17 protein-coding genes are annotated in these 17,642 nt (G+C 33.6%); 7 read left to right on the top strand and 10 right to left on the bottom strand.

The window, feature by feature from the left end:
- Positions 1-25: 25 nt before the first annotated feature.
- Entirely contained in the window at positions 26-1,567 is a 1,542-nt protein-coding gene (locus tag ABD745_RS03245; RefSeq protein ID WP_425549779.1) for an endonuclease, read from the bottom strand.
- Between the two features lie 182 nt (positions 1,568-1,749).
- Here ABD745_RS03245 and ABD745_RS03250 point away from each other — a divergent pair, with 182 nt between their 5' ends.
- Positions 1,750-2,559: a T9SS type A sorting domain-containing protein gene (locus tag ABD745_RS03250; RefSeq protein WP_344825107.1), complete on the top strand. Its 810-nt coding sequence runs from the start codon at positions 1,750-1,752 to the stop codon at positions 2,557-2,559.
- Between the two features lie 119 nt (positions 2,560-2,678).
- Here the strand turns inward: ABD745_RS03250 and ABD745_RS03255 are convergent, their stop codons facing one another.
- Together ABD745_RS03255 and ABD745_RS03260 are read right to left on the bottom strand one after the other, a co-directional pair.
- Positions 2,679-3,206, bottom strand: coding sequence for a DUF4136 domain-containing protein (locus ABD745_RS03255; protein WP_047399861.1), 528 nt, complete (start codon positions 3,204-3,206; stop codon positions 2,679-2,681).
- Between the two features lies 1 nt (position 3,207).
- Positions 3,208-3,390 (bottom strand): C1orf53 family protein, encoded by a 183-nt coding sequence (locus tag ABD745_RS03260; protein ID WP_029294953.1) that lies wholly within the window; start codon positions 3,388-3,390, stop codon positions 3,208-3,210.
- Between the two features lie 40 nt (positions 3,391-3,430).
- Here ABD745_RS03260 and ABD745_RS03265 point away from each other — a divergent pair, with 40 nt between their 5' ends.
- Positions 3,431-3,757, top strand: a complete 327-nt coding sequence (locus ABD745_RS03265) for a hypothetical protein (protein ID WP_344825113.1) — start codon at positions 3,431-3,433, stop codon at positions 3,755-3,757.
- Positions 3,758-3,896: 139 nt separating this feature from the next.
- On the opposite strand, the gene ABD745_RS03270 is transcribed toward ABD745_RS03265, so the two are convergent.
- The 3 genes from ABD745_RS03270 to ABD745_RS03280 form a co-directional block, all read right to left on the bottom strand.
- Positions 3,897-4,568, bottom strand: a complete 672-nt coding sequence (locus ABD745_RS03270; protein ID WP_344825116.1) for a type 1 glutamine amidotransferase domain-containing protein — start codon at positions 4,566-4,568, stop codon at positions 3,897-3,899.
- Between the two features lie 232 nt (positions 4,569-4,800).
- The gene (locus ABD745_RS03275) at positions 4,801-5,088 is read right to left on the bottom strand and encodes a putative quinol monooxygenase (protein WP_344825119.1); all 288 of its coding nucleotides are present in this window, start codon (positions 5,086-5,088) and stop codon (positions 4,801-4,803) included.
- Complete coding sequence (locus ABD745_RS03280) at positions 5,088-5,702, bottom strand: NAD(P)H-dependent oxidoreductase (RefSeq protein WP_344825122.1); 615 nt, start codon at positions 5,700-5,702, stop codon at positions 5,088-5,090. Before ABD745_RS03280 ends, ABD745_RS03275 begins: the two co-directional genes overlap by 1 nt.
- A 240-nt stretch (positions 5,703-5,942) precedes the next feature.
- On the opposite strand from ABD745_RS03280, the gene ABD745_RS03285 reads away from it, so the two are divergent.
- The 3 genes from ABD745_RS03285 to ABD745_RS03295 all read left to right on the top strand — a co-directional run bounded on the left by ABD745_RS03285 (position 5,943) and on the right by ABD745_RS03295 (position 8,434).
- Entirely contained in the window at positions 5,943-6,872 is a 930-nt protein-coding gene (locus ABD745_RS03285; protein WP_344825125.1) for a LysR family transcriptional regulator, read from the top strand.
- A gap of 187 nt (positions 6,873-7,059) precedes the next feature.
- Positions 7,060-7,935, top strand: coding sequence for an aldo/keto reductase (locus tag ABD745_RS03290; protein WP_344825128.1), 876 nt, complete (start codon positions 7,060-7,062; stop codon positions 7,933-7,935).
- 130 nt (positions 7,936-8,065) lie between these two features.
- On the top strand, positions 8,066-8,434 hold the full coding sequence (locus ABD745_RS03295) for a RebB family R body protein (protein ID WP_344825131.1): 369 nt from the start codon (positions 8,066-8,068) through the stop codon (positions 8,432-8,434).
- 68 nt (positions 8,435-8,502) lie between these two features.
- Here ABD745_RS03295 and ABD745_RS03300 read toward each other — a convergent pair whose 3' ends face one another.
- The 4 genes from ABD745_RS03300 to ABD745_RS03315 are packed head-to-tail and all read right to left on the bottom strand — an operon-like array spanning position 8,503 to position 11,758.
- Positions 8,503-9,840, bottom strand: coding sequence for a UDP-N-acetylmuramate--L-alanine ligase (locus tag ABD745_RS03300; protein WP_344825134.1), 1,338 nt, complete (start codon positions 9,838-9,840; stop codon positions 8,503-8,505).
- Between the two features lie 6 nt (positions 9,841-9,846).
- A complete protein-coding gene (locus ABD745_RS03305; RefSeq protein ID WP_344825137.1) occupies positions 9,847-10,284 on the bottom strand; it encodes a hypothetical protein in 438 nt (145 codons plus the stop codon).
- Positions 10,285-10,297: 13 nt separating this feature from the next.
- Complete coding sequence (locus ABD745_RS03310; RefSeq protein WP_344825140.1) at positions 10,298-11,104, bottom strand: lysophospholipid acyltransferase family protein; 807 nt, start codon at positions 11,102-11,104, stop codon at positions 10,298-10,300.
- Between the two features lie 27 nt (positions 11,105-11,131).
- Entirely contained in the window at positions 11,132-11,758 is a 627-nt protein-coding gene (locus tag ABD745_RS03315) for an NUDIX hydrolase (RefSeq protein WP_344825143.1), read from the bottom strand.
- 660 nt (positions 11,759-12,418) lie between these two features.
- On the opposite strand from ABD745_RS03315, the gene ABD745_RS03320 reads away from it, so the two are divergent.
- Entirely contained in the window at positions 12,419-13,999 is a 1,581-nt protein-coding gene (locus tag ABD745_RS03320) for a T9SS type A sorting domain-containing protein (RefSeq protein ID WP_344825146.1), read from the top strand.
- Between the two features lie 4 nt (positions 14,000-14,003).
- Complete coding sequence (locus ABD745_RS03325) at positions 14,004-17,636, top strand: DUF5977 domain-containing protein (RefSeq protein WP_344825149.1); 3,633 nt, start codon at positions 14,004-14,006, stop codon at positions 17,634-17,636.
- Positions 17,637-17,642: the final 6 nt, after the last annotated feature.

Here is a 17,642-nt window from a genome sequence, read left to right on the forward strand (position 1 = left end):
TTTTTCATATTTAAAGACAATTGATTTACTTCACAATAAACTTCAGTGCAGAAGCATCAAGTTTCAAAATGTAAACTCCTTGCTCTAGATTTTTAATTCTAATTGAATTTTTACTGTTCTTAAAAGGCAGATCAATTGTTTGTACAACTTTACCCTGAAGATTATAAATCTCAGCTTTTTTGATATTTTGCGTTTCACCTTTTACAAAAATTTCGTTGTTTAAAATTGGATTTGGAGAAATCTGCAGAGTATTTTGTTTTAAACTTAATTCAGAAGAAATATTCTGAACCTGTCTTGAAGTTCCGGAATAACAAGTCCAGCTCAGATTATCGATTGCCACTCTGTTGCTGGTTGAGGTGTTTTCCAAAGTTACTACTACATTTCCGGAAATATTGATATTATTGATTGTCGTCGTTGTTGCATTCGTATTATAAGGAACTGTTCCTACTGTTGTTCCATTTACTTTTACATTGAAAGTTCCGTTTGAACCTGTAAATTTCAATTGAGTAGTCACAGTTAATGAACCTATTCCATTTGCCGAACTGCTTGAAGTTAATGAACCGTCTCTTACCGTAATGGCTTTCGTAGAAATGGTTTGATCCGTTCTTGCATCCGTTGCAGTCCATGAAATTCCGCTGTTTGTCCAGTTTCTTGTTAAATACGAAGCTGTACTTCCTGTTGGAATTGTTTCGAAAGTTTCGTTAGCACAACCTGTCGAAGTCGGAGGAGTTGTTGTTCCACCACCACCTGTAGAACCGGATCCCCAAATTTGACTCACATAATTTGGATTATCAATAAATGGATTTCTGTTTCCCTGATATGTGTAAGAAGCATTATTTCTATTGATTTCTGCCTGAGAAACAGGATCTTGATTATGCCAAGCCAATAAAACATTCAGTTCCCAAGTCTGTAATCCCGGAAAGGTGGAACTTCCCAGCATATTTCCTGTTGAAAAAGTTGAAAGTTTACTTTGATAACGGGTTACAAAATAAAAGATCATCCTTGCAACATCCCCTTTAAACTCATCTATCGGCTCAAAAACTACCCCGGAATATCCTGAAGAAACAGAATTTCCAAGTTTTGAACCGTTTTTAGAAGTGAAAGTTGCTGTTCCTACCTTTCCGAATGGGTAATTTGAACGCATTCCATTTACTTTTCCGTCTGTTGCTCTGATGAAATTAATATCAGAAACCATTGGCGAAGCCTCATTAAATAGGCTTTGAGGAACGATATGTTCCCTGTTATAGCAATTTCCTTCTACTGAATAGGTTCCGCACTGGTTGGTTACCGGAGTATATTTGTAAGGATCTGCTCCTACTGGTTTTTCGGAATAAATGTCTAAAATTGAACCGTCGTTTTCATAATTCTTATCGATATCGGTGGTTTTGTAACCTGTCCAAAGTCCATTGTAGCCTTTGTCTTGGTGGCCGTTTGTGATAATTGTACTTAAAGCAGTTTTCAAAGAAGCTCCCGATAATCCGTTTGCAGAATTATAGTATCCCGCCGGAGCCACGGAATTGTTAAATTTCAAGATGCTATGAATAATTTGGATTTGTTCGAAATTCATACTATTGTGAAAGCCCTTTAAATAATTTGTGTTTAATGAAATCTAATTCATAATAAAAAATATTTATATTAATCAATTTTAAACCAAAAATTAATTTTCATTTAATTGATAAAAATCATAAATTTTTAAATTTAAAACAATAGTAAAAAGAAGTAATTTTGCGATTATTATTTTTATTTAGAATGATTAAAAATTTATCTTTTAAAATTTGTATTCCTCTTTTGGGGATTTTGGGTGGAATTTCTGTGAATGCTCAATGTAATGCAGTCAGTAGTTTTTCCGAGAATTTTGATGCGTACTCTTGTTGTAATATAGGAGTGGTACCGACTTGCTGGGACAGTGTTTTACTAAACGGAGCAAGCCAGATTATTTCAAGTACACAACCAGCTTCCGGAACGAGCCAGATCTATCAAAATGGTTATGGAGCAGGAAAAATTTCTATTGTTGTGATGCCTCCGATTACTAATATCAATGCGGGAACTCACCAACTGAAAGTGAAAATGAAAGCCAATTCTGCAGGTTATCTTGAATTTGGTTATATTAAGGATAATCTTCCTGATACTTTTGTAGTTCTTCAGCCAATCAACATCAATAATACAAGCTATAATGATGCTGCAGCACAAAGAACTTTCACGGTTCCGACCACTGTTCCTGATGGAATGAGATTGGCCATACGTAATCCGGGAACTTCTTTTGCAGGACATTATTGGGATGATGCAGTTTGGGAGCCGATCCAGAATTTGGGAACTCATGAGAGTGATATTTTATCGGAAATTAAAGTATATCCGAATCCTTTCAGTGACATAATCAATATATCTGATGTAAAAGATGTGAAAACAGTCACGATAAGCGATGCAGTGGGAAGGGTTATGAAAACGATTGCGCAACCGGAAACTACTTTACAAGTAAATGACCTTCAAAAAGGAGTTTATTTTGTGACTTTACATTTTAAAAACGGAACGGAAAAATTGTTCAAAGTAATTAAAAACTAATTTTTTTAAATTTTAATGAGAAGGCTGTTAATTTGTATTGACAGCCTTTTCTATATTAAAAATAAAAAAGTCAACACAAAATTTGCATTGACTTTCTATATATCTGATTAATTACAATCTTATTTTTTCTGTGGAGGATAATTTTTCATGATTTCCGCCATAATTTCAGGAATTTGTTTTTGTTTAGCTTGAGGACGGTCTACGGAAATTCCGCTTCCAATACCTTGCCAAACCAGTTTATTAGATTTTGCATCCACTAAATCCACAATAATTGCTCCTTCATTATAATTGCTTGTCCAAGTTCTATTCATTCCGACACCCCAACCGAAAGGTCCGCCCCAACCGTACATTCCGTAAGGAGAATTGTTGGTAATATCTGTTACTTTTTTGTGATTTGCTTTTACATTTACGATCAGATCAGGATTTTCTCCGGACTGAAGACCTTTGCTTTGAAGCTGTCTTGATAATTCATTCAAAACTCTGTCTTTATCAATATCATTCAGTTTCAGATCATCAATTCTGATTTTATAAGTTTTATAAGAATTGAAATTTGCTGTTTCAGCATAATCTGAACGCACGTTGAAAGGACTACAAGATGTTAAAGCCAAAGTAGCCGAGGCTAACAAAATAAAAATATATTTTTTCATTTTATTTATTTTTTTTATCGTTTTTAATGAATGTATCGGTCTTTTTATCGTATCCGTAAGGACAATGTCTACAACCACTTTTACAGCAATGTCCTCTTTTCAGATGAAATTTTTCTGTAAAAACCTTGTACCCCTGCTCGTTGTAGTAAAAGTCTTCACCTTCTTTGATGTCAAAAAGTGCCATAAGTTAAATCTCTAAGTCAAAAAACTTTATATTTGTTATTATGATAATTGTATGCCAAAAGCCTTTAAAAAAATTAAAAATTAATGGCATTGCTCTTTTCCCTTTCATATTGATTAGGAGACCCGAAGATAAGAAAAATAAAATATTGATCAACCACGAAAAAATCCATTTGAGACAACAATTGGAAATGCTGATTATTTTCTTTTATCTATTATATATAATCGAATATTATTACTGGCTTTTTAAGCTGAAAGATGGTTATCAGGCTTACAAGAGAATCTCCTTTGAAAGAGAAGCGTATTCTAATGAACATGATCTGAACTACCTGAAAAAGAGAAGATTCTGGAGTTTCAGAAAATATTTATAATAAATTTAAATTCTATATTTCAATTATCAGCATCCAGTAAGTTTAAAAACAATAAAATCGTAATAACTTCATCCAAAAAAGTTTTCACAAATTGAGTAAACATTTATGAAAACTTTTGTAGTTGAAATTTAATTATTATTTATTTTAATTCCTTTAAAATAGCCTCACCCACACTTTTTGCGGACTGAGGATTTTGTCCGGTAATCACTCTCTGATCGCTCACCACATGATTTTGCCAAAGTCCTGATTTTTCAAATTTTGCACCCCTTTCTTTTAATTTATCTTCCAAAAGGAAAGGAACAACATTCGTTAATTTCACTTCAGATTCTTCTTCATTGGTGAAAGCATTGATCTTTTTACCATCAACCAGATATTTACCGTTATTCAGTTTAATATTTACCAAACCGGCGGGTCCGTGACAAACTGCGGCTACAATTCCTCCGTTCTCGTAAATTTTTGAAGCGATTGTTGATAATTCTGTGTTGTCTGCAAAGTCCCACATCGCACCATGACCTCCGGCATAAAATATGGTAGAATAATCATTTGGATTGACCTGAGAAGGCTTCAAAGAATGATCGATTTTATTTTTGTATTCTTTATTTTCCCAGAATTCTTTGTTCACCGGATCTTTTAAATCAAATCCGTCAACAGGAGGTGTCCCGCCTTTTGGGCTTACAAAATCGATTTCATAACCGGCATTATGAAGAACTTCCCAAGGATGCGAAACTTCACCAAGATAATATCCTGTTCCTTCGCCTGTATCACCTTTTTTGTCATGACTTGTAACGACAAATAAAATTTTCTTTTTCATATTTTTAGATTTTTTTGTTTGTGACTGAACGAATCCTATTGTAAAGATGGCAAGTAGTAAAAACGCTAATTTTTTCATGATTAAATTTTATTGGTTTGAATTTTTACCGCAAAAGAATCAAAAGATTTTATTACATAATAAGATTTTCAAGAGTAAGCAAAATTGGAAGTGCCACATTTTGTTTGTTTTTGTAATTCCCGACTTTAATATTCTTTTGCGGTAAAGCTAATTTCTAAATAATTTCAGTTAAATAAATCTGTGGCTTTTCCTGCAATTTTTCATCAACCAAAGCTCCAAAAGATTGAATATAAGGCTGCTGATTATGTTGCGCCAAACCCTCTTCACTTTTCCAGATTTCGTAGAAAACAAATTGATTTTTATCCTCAATTCCCTGATGAAGCGTATATAATTCGTTGGCTTCTTCTTTTTGGGTTTCTTTAACCATACTCTGAAGAACTTCCAATACTTCGGCTCTGTGCTCTTCTTTGGCTTTTATAACGGCTGTAAGATAAATTTTCATTAGGCTAATTGTGGTTTTAATTCTTGTTGAAATACATTTTTAAGATGCTCTTTGTAGATTTTCATATCACGTTCTACATCAGCATTTTTTTCCACATCATGGAAGTGAAAACTTTCCATTTTTTCTAACGAAACAAAGGCATTCATTCTATGGAATCCAAATAATGGTCCATTGTCTACACTTGTTTCACTGAAGAATTCTCCTGGAAGAGTAAAAGCTGTTTCAGGTGCATTCCAGCTTGTGGTAACCATATATTTTCTTCCGCCCAGCATTCCGCCTGTTCCGTAATTGATTTTTGGATTGTCTGAGGTTCTTCCGTCGCTCATATAAATTCCTTTTGCATGACCTGCTGTGAAAACTTCGTCAATATATTTTTTCAAACCGTTGGGCAACTGAAACCACCAGATTGGCGTGTGATAGATGATATAATCTGCCCAGACGAATTTCTTAACTTCTTCATCTTTATCGTAGCCTTCATCCACATTTGTGATTTTTATTTCTACATTTTCGAACCCTTTCAACACTTGCAAAGTGTTGTCTGCAATAGTCTGATTATATTTTCCTCCGGAATGTCCGAAATTTTGCCCACCGTTGATGATTAATACTTTTTTCATTGTTTTTATGAATGTTTAAATTTTATGATGCAAAGTTATGTTTGATTTTTGTATAATAAAAATAATATAATTTATACCTTTGTATCAGAATTGTGATAGATTAGAAAATGAATATTGAAAAGTCAATTTGTTTTACTTATCAATTTTCGTGTTGAAAAATCATCTGTTACAATTCATGTCGCGGCAAAATTCACTGTTGACCGTGCAGCAAATCGACTTTTCATAAATATAAATTAGATTATGGTTAATTTAGAATGGTACCGAACTTTCAAGGCGATCTACAAAACCGGAACTTTAACGGGAGCGGCAGAAGTTTTATTCATTTCACAACCGGGAGTGAGCTTACATCTAAGTTCATTGGAAGCCTATGTTGGATATAAATTATTTGACAGAACGGGCAGGAAAATGATTCCGACAGAAAGAGGGAAAGTCTTATTTAATGCAGTTTCTGAATCATTAATAAAATTGGAAGATGTAGAGAAAAATTTTCAGAAATCTACAGAAAAACATACACCGACAATCAGTGTGGGAATGTGTTTTGAAACTTTTCAGACGACTTTGGAGCAATATGTTTCGACCTTGCCTTTTAATTTGATTATCAGTTTTGGGGAATATCCTGAAATGCTGGATCAATTGGATAAAGGGATTTTAGATTTAATTATTACCCCAAAAAAAGGAGTTTCACCTAATATTTTACATGAGGCTTTTTCTTCCGAACAGATTATTTTGGTTGGTGGAAAAGATATTGATACCGATAGTTTTCTTGAAACCCTACAATCAAAAGGCATCGAACATGCCGAAGAATGGCTGAAACAGGAAAAATGGTACGGCACAACCGGAGATATGGAGCATCTTTTCCAGTTTTGGATTTTGAATTTTGGGCATAAACCGAATTTCCGTCCGAATTATATTGTCCCCAATTTAAATTCTATCATTCGCTGTTTGAAAGGCGGAACAGGATTGGCTGTCGTTCCCGATTTTTTATGTAAAAATGAAATCGAAAACGGTGATGTGAAACTGATCTGGGAAGGTGAGAAAAAGTTAGAGAATACCCTGTACTTCGGATGCCGAAAAAATACAAGTTATCATAATGAAATTGACCATATCAAAGGATTATTCAGAAAAATGATGGGCAAGAATGAAAATGAGAAATTAGAAGTTAGAAGTTAGAAATTAGTATTAGAGATACTATAATTCTCCTTCCTTGAGGGGGTGGATTTTTGCAATGCAAAAAAACGGGGTAGTTAAACAATGACTAATTCTGAATAAAACTTCAGTTTCAAGTAAAATTGGTAAGTCAAAATTTCAAAATTTTATCCGAAATTTGTTTCACTTTACATTAAAAATAAAAAATATTATGCAACAAAAAACATATACAGGACAACCTGTGATTACTTTAAATAATGGAATTGATATTCCTGCTTTAGGTTTCGGAGTTTGGCAGATGGAAGATATGCAGGAATGCGAAAATGCGGTGATCAAAGCGATTGAAACGGGTTACAGAATGATCGACACGGCTTCTATTTATCAAAATGAAACTGCTGTCGGAAAAGCCATCAAAAACAGTGGAGTAGATAGAGAAGATTTGTTTGTGACTTCAAAACTTTGGGTCCAGGATACAACATATGATAAAGCAAAAGGTGCTTTTCAGAGAACTTTAGACAGATTGCAGTTGGATTATCTGGATATGTATCTTATTCACTGGCCTTATTCGGATTTCGTAGGAGCCTGGAAAGCGTTGGAAGAATTGTATAATGAAGGAAAAATCAAAGCAATTGGCGTTTGTAATTTTACGGTTGAAAAATTGGAAGAATTAAAAGCAAATTCAACTGTACTTCCTGTGATTAATCAGATTGAATTACATCCTTTATTCCAGCAGAAAGAGCTTCAGGTTTATAATAAAGAAAACAATATCGTTACTCAGCCTTGGAGCCCGCTTGGAAACGGAAATGCAGGACTTTTAGATAATGAAGAATTAAAAAATATTGCTTCAAAATATAACAAAACTGTCGCTCAGGTTATTTTAAGATGGCATTTACAGGAAGGATTCTGCGTGATTCCAAAGTCTGTGACACCTTCAAGAATTGAAGAAAATTTCAATGTTTTTGATTTTGAATTATCCGAAGACGAAATGAATATTGTCCGTTCTCTGGATACCGGAAAAAGATTATTCTTTGATCCGAAAGATCCGGCTTGGGAAAAGAAGATGTTGAATTCTGTTGCGGATATTTAATTCAAAAAACACTAATAGAATTTTGTAAGTAATTAAATAAGTGGTAGTTATCGCTTCTTTTTTTATTGGATTGTTTTGATTTTTATTAAATAAAAACTTAACTTTACTCTAAATCTAAAAAACTAAAATCATGAACTCAGAAAAAGACAAAAAACCGACAGCCAATGCTGCTTCGGAATCAGTTAATGATCAGATTACAGATGCTGTGACACAATCTAATGTGAAAGTTGTAGGTGAAGCTCCTGTAATGGCATTAGGAAATGTTTATCAGACCGCAGCACATTCAACAGGAATTATGTTTGAAAACGCTGTGAATACTCAAAACCAACAGAATATTTTGGGACAGGCAGCAACAACACAAGGAATCATGCAGATTTATAGCTTGGATACTGTTGCGGATGCGATTTCTATTGTAAAAATGTTAGACGATGAAGAAGGTGATAAAGGTGGTAATGGAAATACAGGTGGTGGTTCAGGCGGTACAGGTGGTAATGGCTAATAAACAGCTTTTAACAATAAAAAAACTCCTTTCAAATCGAAAGGAGTTTTGTTTTATTATAAATGAAATTATTTTGTTAAATCAAGTCCTCCAAAATTACCCGAGCTCATCATCAGAAAAACACCATTAGTTTTATCTAAAGTTTCCCAATACGCATGAAGTTCTTCAGCATTGGTAAAGACTTTTAAGCCTTCGTTTTTAAATTTTTCTTTGATTAAATCTGGTGAAATCGGATCCATTCTTTTGATTTTCAAAGCATCTTCAGAGTAGAAAACAATGGCTTCATCCAGACCATCCATCGCATGATCGTATTGTTCTAAAAATACAGGATTCAAGCTTGAATAGGTGTGAAGTTCAAGAAAACCGTATTTTTTTTCGTTTTTAAATTGTTCACAAAAAGCTTTTACCGCAGCTTTTACCTTACTTGGAGCGTGCGCGAAATCTTTGTAAAGTGTTCCTTTGTCTTCTCTTTCTACTTTTTCAAGGCGTTTTGAAGCTCCTTTAAAGCTCATAATCGCTTCGTGGAAATCTTCATCCATAATGCCTAAATGTTGGCAGATATGTCTTGCTCCTTCAAGATTTAATAAATTATGCGCCCCAAAAACAGAAAGCGGAACATCGCCCATTTCTGTTTTTAAATGAACTTTTCCATTAATAATTTCGTATTCAGGTGTTTTGTAAGGTATCTTTCTGAAATAATTTTCAGCAGCTTCCACAACTTTTACAACTTCCGGATCTTCTTCATTATAAACCAAAATTCCGCCCGGGGTAATGCTTGCCACGAATTTTCTGAACTGCTCGATATAATCATCAAACGTTTTAAAAACATTGATGTGATCCCACGCAATTCCGCTCATTAAAGCGATATTCGGTTGATACAGCAAAAATTTTGAACGAAGATCAATAGGAGAGGACAGGTATTCGTCACCTTCCAACACCATAAAATCGTTATCCTGAGTCAGTTTTACCATACAGTCGAAACCTTCCAATTGCGCTCCCACCATGTAATCCACCTCTTTCTGATGAAAATTCAAAACGTGAAGAATCATCGAAGTGATCGTAGTTTTCCCGTGAGAACCGGCGATAACAACTCGGGTTTTATTTTTAGACTGTTCGTAAAGAAATTCAGGATAAGAATATATTTTTAAACCCAGTTCCTTTGCTTTTGCCAATTCAGGATTGTCCTGATGAGCATGCATTCCAAGAATTACAGCGTCAATATCAGACGTTATTTTTTCAGGAAACCAACCCATTTCTTCGGGTAAAATTCCTTTTTTATCCAATCTTGATTTTGATGGCTCGAAAATAGCATCATCCGAACCTGTAACCTGATATCCTTTATCTTTTAACGCAATCGCAAGATTATGCATGGCGCTTCCGCCGATAGCAATGAAATGGGTCTTCAATTTTATTTATTGTTTTTTTACGTTATTATTAATAATTTCCTGAAAAGCATTCGTAATATTTGTCCAATTTGTTTTGAAATTAGGCATAATTGAACTTGCATCCGTTTTGCTCCCTTCATTAGAACCGCTTTTTACATTGATAGAAGTGGCAATATTATCATATATTTTTTTGCGGTCTTCCTCAATTCTCCTGAAATTGTTTTGGGAAAGTGTATTATCCAGCCTCTTTAAATCTTCATCAGAGATTTTAAAATCCTGTTTTAATTTTTTTCCCTGACCTTCAAAAGAATAATGTGCATTATTTCCTTTGATGAGTAAATTCTCATAAATCGGTGCGAAACCTCCGCTTTTAGAATAACTGATGTCAAAATCTGAATATACTTTCTGGCTGTTACACGAAACTAATACTATGATTGCGAATAAAATTCCTAATATCCTTTTCATAATTTTTTCTACTTTAATTATCTGAGTCCTTTTGTTCTAATTTTTTAGCTTTAAGTTCTTCATCATAACTGTGTAGTACATTGAAATCCTCAGTCTGCTCAATGGCAGTCATTATTTTATACAAAATTTGCTGAGCATTTTCTTTGTCGTAATCTATATCAAGAGGTGCTTTGAACTCCATGGTCGGTTTTACGCCTGTTACCTTTACACGAAGACCTTTTTTATCAAAAGCTCTTCGGAACCCGTTGATTTTTATTGGAATTACAATTGGGCGCTGATTTTTAATTAATTTCGCCGTACCTCTTCTTCCTTGCGCAAAAGCTGATGTAGTACCTTGAGGGAAAGTTGCTACCCAGCCATTGTCTAAGGCTTTCATAATGTTGTCAACCTCAGTAAGATCTACCATTCTGTTGACATTTTTGCCTTCAGCTCTCCATGTTCTTTTTACCGTTACGGCACCGGCAATTTTAAAAATTTTCGGAAGAATACCTTTATTCATGGTCTCTTCGGCTGCAACGTAGTAAAAATCGATTTTTGGATTCAGCAGATAGATCGGGTTTTTTATAGTGTCTAAATACCCATTATTCACAGCACAGAAAGCGTGATACATTGCTGCCACATCCGCAAAATAAGTCTGATGGTTGCACACAAAAAGCACATTGGAATCAGGAAGATCCACAAGGTGTTCTGTACCAGTTATTTTCAGTTTATTAAAGCCATTGAATCTTCTGTACGATACAATTCCTAAAATAAAAATAATTAACCTTTTTAAAAAATAAGGAGTTCCGAACGCGTCGGTAAAAATATTTTTCTTCGCCATCTTTCAATTAAACACAGTATTGCAAAGTTACATTTTTTTCAGCAACTGACTGAATTCGCTCAATATCATTGCCGTAGCTCCCCAAATAATATATCCGTTAAAATTAATTACGGGGACTTCATTTCCTCCGGCAGTTGGCAGCGCCATAATTTCTGGCTGGTCAGGAAGGTTTAAGAAGCAGGTAATAGGAAATTCTATAACTTCTACTGCTTCACTCTGCTGCAAAATGAATTCGGGGTTCTTTGTAGTATATGAAATGTAAGGATAAACATAAAAATTACTCGGCGGAATGTAGATGGGTGACATTTCTCTGATGATTCTCACATAATGTTTATCTATTCCGATTTCTTCCGAAGTCTCACGAACAGCTGTTTCAGCAAAATCTTTATCCATTTCTTCGCGCTTTCCGCCGGGTAAAGAGATTTGCCCGCTGTGTCTGTCGTGTTCGTTGATTGTTCTTTGAATTAAAGGAAAATGCCATTCGTTGTTTTTCAGGTATAAAACAATATTTACAGCAGCAAATTTTGGATTTTTATCCAAAACTTCTTCATATGTAAAAATAGGACGAGAAGGTGGTGAAAACACTCCATGAGCATTTATTCCCGGTAATTCTTCGACTTTTATTTTCCTTAATAAATCTTTTCCAAAACTCATTCTCAAATTTAATAATATATTTTGAAGAAAGGAATAGCGGGAAGTGTTAATTAATAGTAAAAAAGAGAAGAAGACTGAGAAAAAATTCCCTTTGGTTAATAGTTACGAATATATAATGGAAATTTTCATTTTCAATTACCCTGAAAACAATGACTGGTTTTGACGTTTTTTGACTGTATTATGAACTGTATTATGACGGGTTTCTTCGGGTGATCTGAAGAAAGTGTAGGTATTTTTATAGGTTGTAAAAAAATTAGAAATTAATAAATTAAACAGTTTTTTACTAAAAGATTTTAAACTGTTAATAACCAGATTTAATAGGTTCTAAATAAAATTTTTTAAATATCATAGATTACTATTAGATTGGTATAGTTATTATAAACCAAAGTATTATATAAAAATTTCTTTGGATATAAAATAATTTTTTTAGTTTTGCAAAATTAAAATTAAACACACGATGAAAAAAATATATACTCTATTACATTTCTGTATCCAAAATCCATTAGGAAATAACACGACAGGTTCTGTCGCTTTGTAACAATATCTTTGCAAAAAGATGATATCGGCACGTTAAATCTCATTAATAGATCTTTTTAGCGTGAGATAAAAGCAATTTTTTGCAGCAAATTAATAATTAACAACTCAAAATAAACACTAAGCATGAAAAGAATCTACATGGGTGCACTTACTATGTGTACAATCTTGAGCGTTCAGGCTCAGGAAACAGAAGTGGTCTGGCAACGGGACATCAAATCCTCAACGCAGGATTTCCTTTCTCAGGTCACCACCACCATCGATCAGCAGTATCTGATTACGGGAAGCTCCATTCGGGCTAACAACAGTCAACAATCACCTAACAACCAAAAACAAAACAATGGCTACGACCTTCATTTGGTTAAACTCAACCAGCAGGGTGATGAAGTCTGGGAAAAGTATTTTTCTGGAAAGAATCATGATTTCCTTTCAGGGGCAGTCAATACTCAGGAAGGAGGCTTCATTTTAGCAGGCACTTCTTACAGTGGAAAAGGACTGGATAAAAAAGAAGAATCCAAAGGAGGATCTGATATCTGGCTCATTAGGATCAATGAATTCGGAGATGAATTGTGGCAGAAAACCATTGGTGGAACATCGGATGAAGAAGCAAGATCTGTCATTCAGACCACAGATTTAGGATTTTTTGTTGCCGGAAACGTTCAGGGCGCAGCCAAAGGTTACGGTTCAAAAGATGTTCTGATCGTACGACTGGATAAAAACGGAAAAGAAGTATCCCAACTCGTTTTAGGCGGAAAAGGACTCGATGAGGTTGAGAAAATGATTCCTACCAAAGACGGTGGAGCTTTACTCGGAGTTTATTCCAGAAGCAATGCAGGAGGATCCAAGAAAACTGAAAACTTTGGAGAGGGCGATTACTGGATCATTAAGCTGAATAAAGACGGCAAAGTAGAATGGGAAAAGAACTTCGGAGGAAAAGGCGATGATCATTTAAGAACACTGGCTTTGACTTCAACAGGCTATTTAATCGGTGGAGAATCAAGATCTGAAAGATCAGGAAATAAATCAGTCGGCATTGAAGAAGGAACGGATCTTTGGTTACTTTCTTTAAACGAAAGAGGGGAAGAAATCTGGCAGAAATCTTACAACTTCAAGAACAGGGATGTTCTCATGGGAATGAGCGTGATTCACCATCCATCAACAGACAACAAACAACCATCAACCCAGGGCATTTTACTTGGAGGTTACACACAGTCGGAAGGAAAAGTTGAAACAGATGATGAAAAATTCTGGATGTTATACTTAGACCAAAATGGCAATGAACAGTGGAGAAAACATGTGAAAGGAGAATCCAGTAAACGTGAGGAAAGGCTTTCAGACATTAAGTTAAACAGAGACGGATCAATTGTATTGGCGGGTACGAGTGCGGAAGAGCTCGGAAAAGAGAACTGGAAGATTGTGAAGTTGGGTGATAAACAGATTGATCAGTTAATCGTAAAACAGGATATTAAGATCTATCCGAATCCTGTATCGGATTATGCGTATGTGGAGCTTGGGTTTGAAGGTCTGAGAGAGGGAGCGTTTGAGGCAGAGATCTCGGTGTATGATATGGGAGGAAGAAAACTGCAGAGTTTGAAAACAAAGAATAAAGTAACCAAGATCAATACACAGCCTCTGATTCAGGGGGCTTATCTGGTCGTGGTGAAAACAAATGATAAAACGGCGAATGCTAAATTAATAAAGAAATAAACACATGAAGAAAAGTATAATATTGAGTTTTGTATTTGGAACGCTATTTTCTACAATACAAGCCCAAAACAATCAAAACAAATACAGCGAATACTATTTTAAAAATTTTCCCAATTCACCCTCGACGGCTACGTTTTTACGATACGGAGATATTCAGAATTCAGAATATACAGGAACTAATAGTCCGCAGATCTCTTTACTTATGGCTGAATCAGGAACAATTAAAATTCCTTTGATTTTAAAATATATTTCAGGAAATGGTATTAAGGTAGCTCAAGAGGCTGGATCAGTGGGATTGGGCTGGGATATAAATCTTCCCACTATTACTCAATCTATCTTAGGAGGATATAGTGACTTTGACGATCTCACTAAATATTTGCCAGTTTTTACAAAATCTGCTAATCCTTTTAATAATTATTTTCCACATAGTGTTCAACCTCTTCCGGGTGGATTCGTTTCACAACCTACTAATGATGCTTATTCTTACTATAAAACTATTGATGGCTTTCTACCATTGAATGGTAATTTTACAGATTTAAATAACTCTGCCCCTTTTTCAGTTGACACTGATACCTCGCCTGATATTTTTACCTGTAATTTATTTGGTGAAAAGTTAGAATTTGTTATAAATAATTATCCCACAGGAATTACTCCTCATACCTTCAATCCCACTTTTTATTGTTTAAATAAAAAGGGATATAAGATTTCTTATAATGGTAATACATATTTTACAATTATTGATACCGCGGGCACAAAATATTATTTTTCAAGAGTTGAGGATGTAAGGACATTAAACAGTGTAAGTAAGAATTATGTAATCACAAAAATAACAGACATTAATAATAATGATATAAATTTCACTTACAATGAATATTCAAATGTTAAAAATTTAGTATCTGTAGGACAAAAATTAAATTATACTTATGGCAATCAAAATAATCATTATTCATCTATGCCTTTATCAAATACACAAAGCTTTTCAGGACTAGGAGAATTTGATGATTATTATCCTGGTTCATCTATGAATCCGCTTAAAAGTGCCCAAAGTGTAGGGTTTATGACACCTCCTACAATTAGTTGGTCAACTACACAGAATTATTTACTTATAAATAATATATCTGGAAGCTTTGGAAAAGTCAATTTTTATTATTCTGACCGACTTGATTTTCCCACCCAAAAATTAGATAAAATTGAAGAACAAAATAATATAAATCAAGTTGTAAAAACAGTTAATTTCAATTACGATTATTTTAATTCTCAAAACTCTACCACTTTAAGCCAACCTTATCAAACTTATTCGCAGGATAGATTAACAAAAAGGCTTAAACTTTTATCCGTAATAATTAATAATGATCCTTACACGTTTAGCTATAACGAAACATTATTACCTGCTAAAAATTCAACAGGAGTAGATTATTGGGGGTATTCTAATGGCGGGTTTACCAATAAAACCCTATTTTTAAATCCTAATGACTTCAATTATCCAACTCTAATACCTGTGGATAATGATTATAATAACAATTTTAAGCAAGCCGATATTAACTATACTCAATCGGCTGTTTTAAATAAAATTATCTATCCTACGAAAGGATTTTCTGTTTTTGAATATGAATTAAATACTGCAAATAATCTTTTTTATCAATATGACTATGGAAAATTATCTATTGGAAATGGTTTGAGACTTGCTAGTCAAACTAATAAAGATTTTAATAATCAGTTTGTAGGTAAAACTGAATTTAAATATCTTAACGGAATATCAACAAATCCATTATTTTTATTTAACAAAAATTCATATTCTACATTTGAGTGGAGAGTTGGAACTTCTGATAATTCAGCAGAAGGTTTTTCATATTCATCTGGAATTATATCTATGAATTCAAACAATAATAATTCTGCTTCACCTCTATCCTCAGGAGATTATATAGGATATTCAAAGGTAATAAGGACAGAAAAAGATTTTCAGGATAGTTCTAAAGGTTCCATTGAAACAAATTATGCCAATACTCCTGATTTTCATTATTTCCTTCAGGATGGTGTTATTCCTATCAGTATGCCGTCTACTAAATCTCCTAATGCAGTTGAAAACGGTAAAGTATTAAATGAAACTATCTATGATTCATCAATGAATAAAATTCAACAAACTGACAATGCTTATTCAGAGGTTTACTCTAATGTTTTTTATGGTACTTCACTTAGCCGAAATTCAAGATATTTTTGGAACGGTAATGGTGGTTTTGGTGGCACTTGGAGTATTATTCAGCATGGTGTAACAGTACTGGGATATTATCCTATTTTCTCAAAAGAAAGCATGTTATCTAATTCTAAAACCAAAAGCTATTACAATGGGCAAGAATTGATGTCAAACACAAATTTATATTATAATTCTAATAATCAAACAATTAGCAAATCAATTACATATCCTGATGGTAAGTATAATGCTGAAAACACCAAATATTCAACTGAAAAAAATAATACTAAATTAATTAATGCTAATGTTTTAAGTACTCCTTTAGAAAAACAAATAATTGGAAATGTTATTAATGGTTCATTAAAAACAACTTCACTTATTGAAACTAAATTCGATGATGCTAATCATCTTAACCCAACTTCAGTTTTATCATATAAACTATCTGATATAAATAATAATCCTTCAATTGAGGCTACTTACGATAGATATGATGCCAAAGGTAATTTATTGCAATATACAACCAAAGATGGTATACCTGTGACTATTATTTGGGGATATAAAACGACTCAACCTATAGTAAAAATAGAAGGAGGTAGTTATTCACAAGTTATGCAGGCATTTGGATTAGATGACAGTAATAATAATGCTTATCAGCAATTGGAAATTGTGGGAAAGTCTGATTTGGATATTGATGATGCAAGCGAAGATATTTTAGTTTCAAAGCTTAATGAGTTTAGAAATAAGACAGAATTTAAAGACTTTAGAATTACCACTTATACATATGATCCTCTAATTGGAATTAAATCAATTATTCAACCTTCAGGGTTTAAAGAAGTATACAAATATGATTCATCTAATAGGCTGGAAAACATCAAAGATAATGAAGGTAAAATCATAAAAGAATTTACTTATAATTATGCAACAACAAGATATTATAGTTCATTAAAAAGTCAAGTATTTACAAAAAATAATTGTGGCACAAATGCTATTCCTGGAACTTATAATTATACAGTTCCTGAAAACACTTATATATCATTGGTAAGTCAAGCAGATGCAGATCAACAAGCTCAGAATGAAATTAATACTAACGGTCAGAATGCAGCCAATACTAACGGAAGCTGTACTATAATAAGTTGTTCTGTCACAAAAGGAACTGGAATAAGTCAATTTAATTATGGCTCTATTGGCTTAGCAAATACTACAAATTTTAGAATTCAAATGGGGTTCGTATATCAAAGTAATTTAGCATGGAGTACTGGCGTTGTAATAGGAAAAATTGGCGGTAATTGTATTCCGTCTGGAGCAAGGACATCAAGTACTTATTTTAATGGAATTTGGATGATAAATATTGATACAAACGGAAATATTACTGCACAAATAACATCCACTTCACCATCGTTGGTAAACAATATGAATGTAGCTTTAGATTTCACATTTCCAATAAATTAACAAATC

It is taken from the genome of Chryseobacterium ginsenosidimutans (genome assembly GCF_039536845.1).
Lineage (GTDB): Bacteria > Bacteroidota > Bacteroidia > Flavobacteriales > Weeksellaceae > Chryseobacterium > Chryseobacterium ginsenosidimutans_B.

Bases quoted from the DNA above. Each gene is read 5' to 3' on its own strand.
- ABD745_RS03270 (WP_344825116.1), bottom strand. From the start codon at position 4,568: ATGAAAAAGAAAATTTTATTTGTCGTTACAAGTCATGACAAAAAAGGT.
- ABD745_RS03245 (WP_425549779.1), bottom strand. From the start codon at position 1,567: ATGAATTTCGAACAAATCCAAATTATTCATAGCATCTTGAAATTTAAC.
- ABD745_RS03255 (WP_047399861.1), bottom strand. From the start codon at position 3,206: ATGAAAAAATATATTTTTATTTTGTTAGCCTCGGCTACTTTGGCTTTA.
- ABD745_RS03280 (WP_344825122.1), bottom strand. From the start codon at position 5,702: ATGAAAAAAGTATTAATCATCAACGGTGGGCAAAATTTCGGACATTCC.
- ABD745_RS03325 (WP_344825149.1), top strand. From the start codon at position 14,004: ATGAAGAAAAGTATAATATTGAGTTTTGTATTTGGAACGCTATTTTCT.
- ABD745_RS03315 (WP_344825143.1), bottom strand. From the start codon at position 11,758: ATGAGTTTTGGAAAAGATTTATTAAGGAAAATAAAAGTCGAAGAATTA.
- ABD745_RS03285 (WP_344825125.1), top strand. From the start codon at position 5,943: ATGGTTAATTTAGAATGGTACCGAACTTTCAAGGCGATCTACAAAACC.
- ABD745_RS03295 (WP_344825131.1), top strand. From the start codon at position 8,066: ATGAACTCAGAAAAAGACAAAAAACCGACAGCCAATGCTGCTTCGGAA.
- ABD745_RS03305 (WP_344825137.1), bottom strand. From the start codon at position 10,284: ATGAAAAGGATATTAGGAATTTTATTCGCAATCATAGTATTAGTTTCG.
- ABD745_RS03320 (WP_344825146.1), top strand. From the start codon at position 12,419: ATGAAAAGAATCTACATGGGTGCACTTACTATGTGTACAATCTTGAGC.
- ABD745_RS03260 (WP_029294953.1), bottom strand. From the start codon at position 3,390: ATGGCACTTTTTGACATCAAAGAAGGTGAAGACTTTTACTACAACGAG.
- ABD745_RS03250 (WP_344825107.1), top strand. From the start codon at position 1,750: ATGATTAAAAATTTATCTTTTAAAATTTGTATTCCTCTTTTGGGGATT.
- ABD745_RS03275 (WP_344825119.1), bottom strand. From the start codon at position 5,088: ATGAAAATTTATCTTACAGCCGTTATAAAAGCCAAAGAAGAGCACAGA.
- ABD745_RS03265 (WP_344825113.1), top strand. From the start codon at position 3,431: ATGATAATTGTATGCCAAAAGCCTTTAAAAAAATTAAAAATTAATGGC.
- ABD745_RS03310 (WP_344825140.1), bottom strand. From the start codon at position 11,104: ATGGCGAAGAAAAATATTTTTACCGACGCGTTCGGAACTCCTTATTTT.
- ABD745_RS03290 (WP_344825128.1), top strand. From the start codon at position 7,060: ATGCAACAAAAAACATATACAGGACAACCTGTGATTACTTTAAATAAT.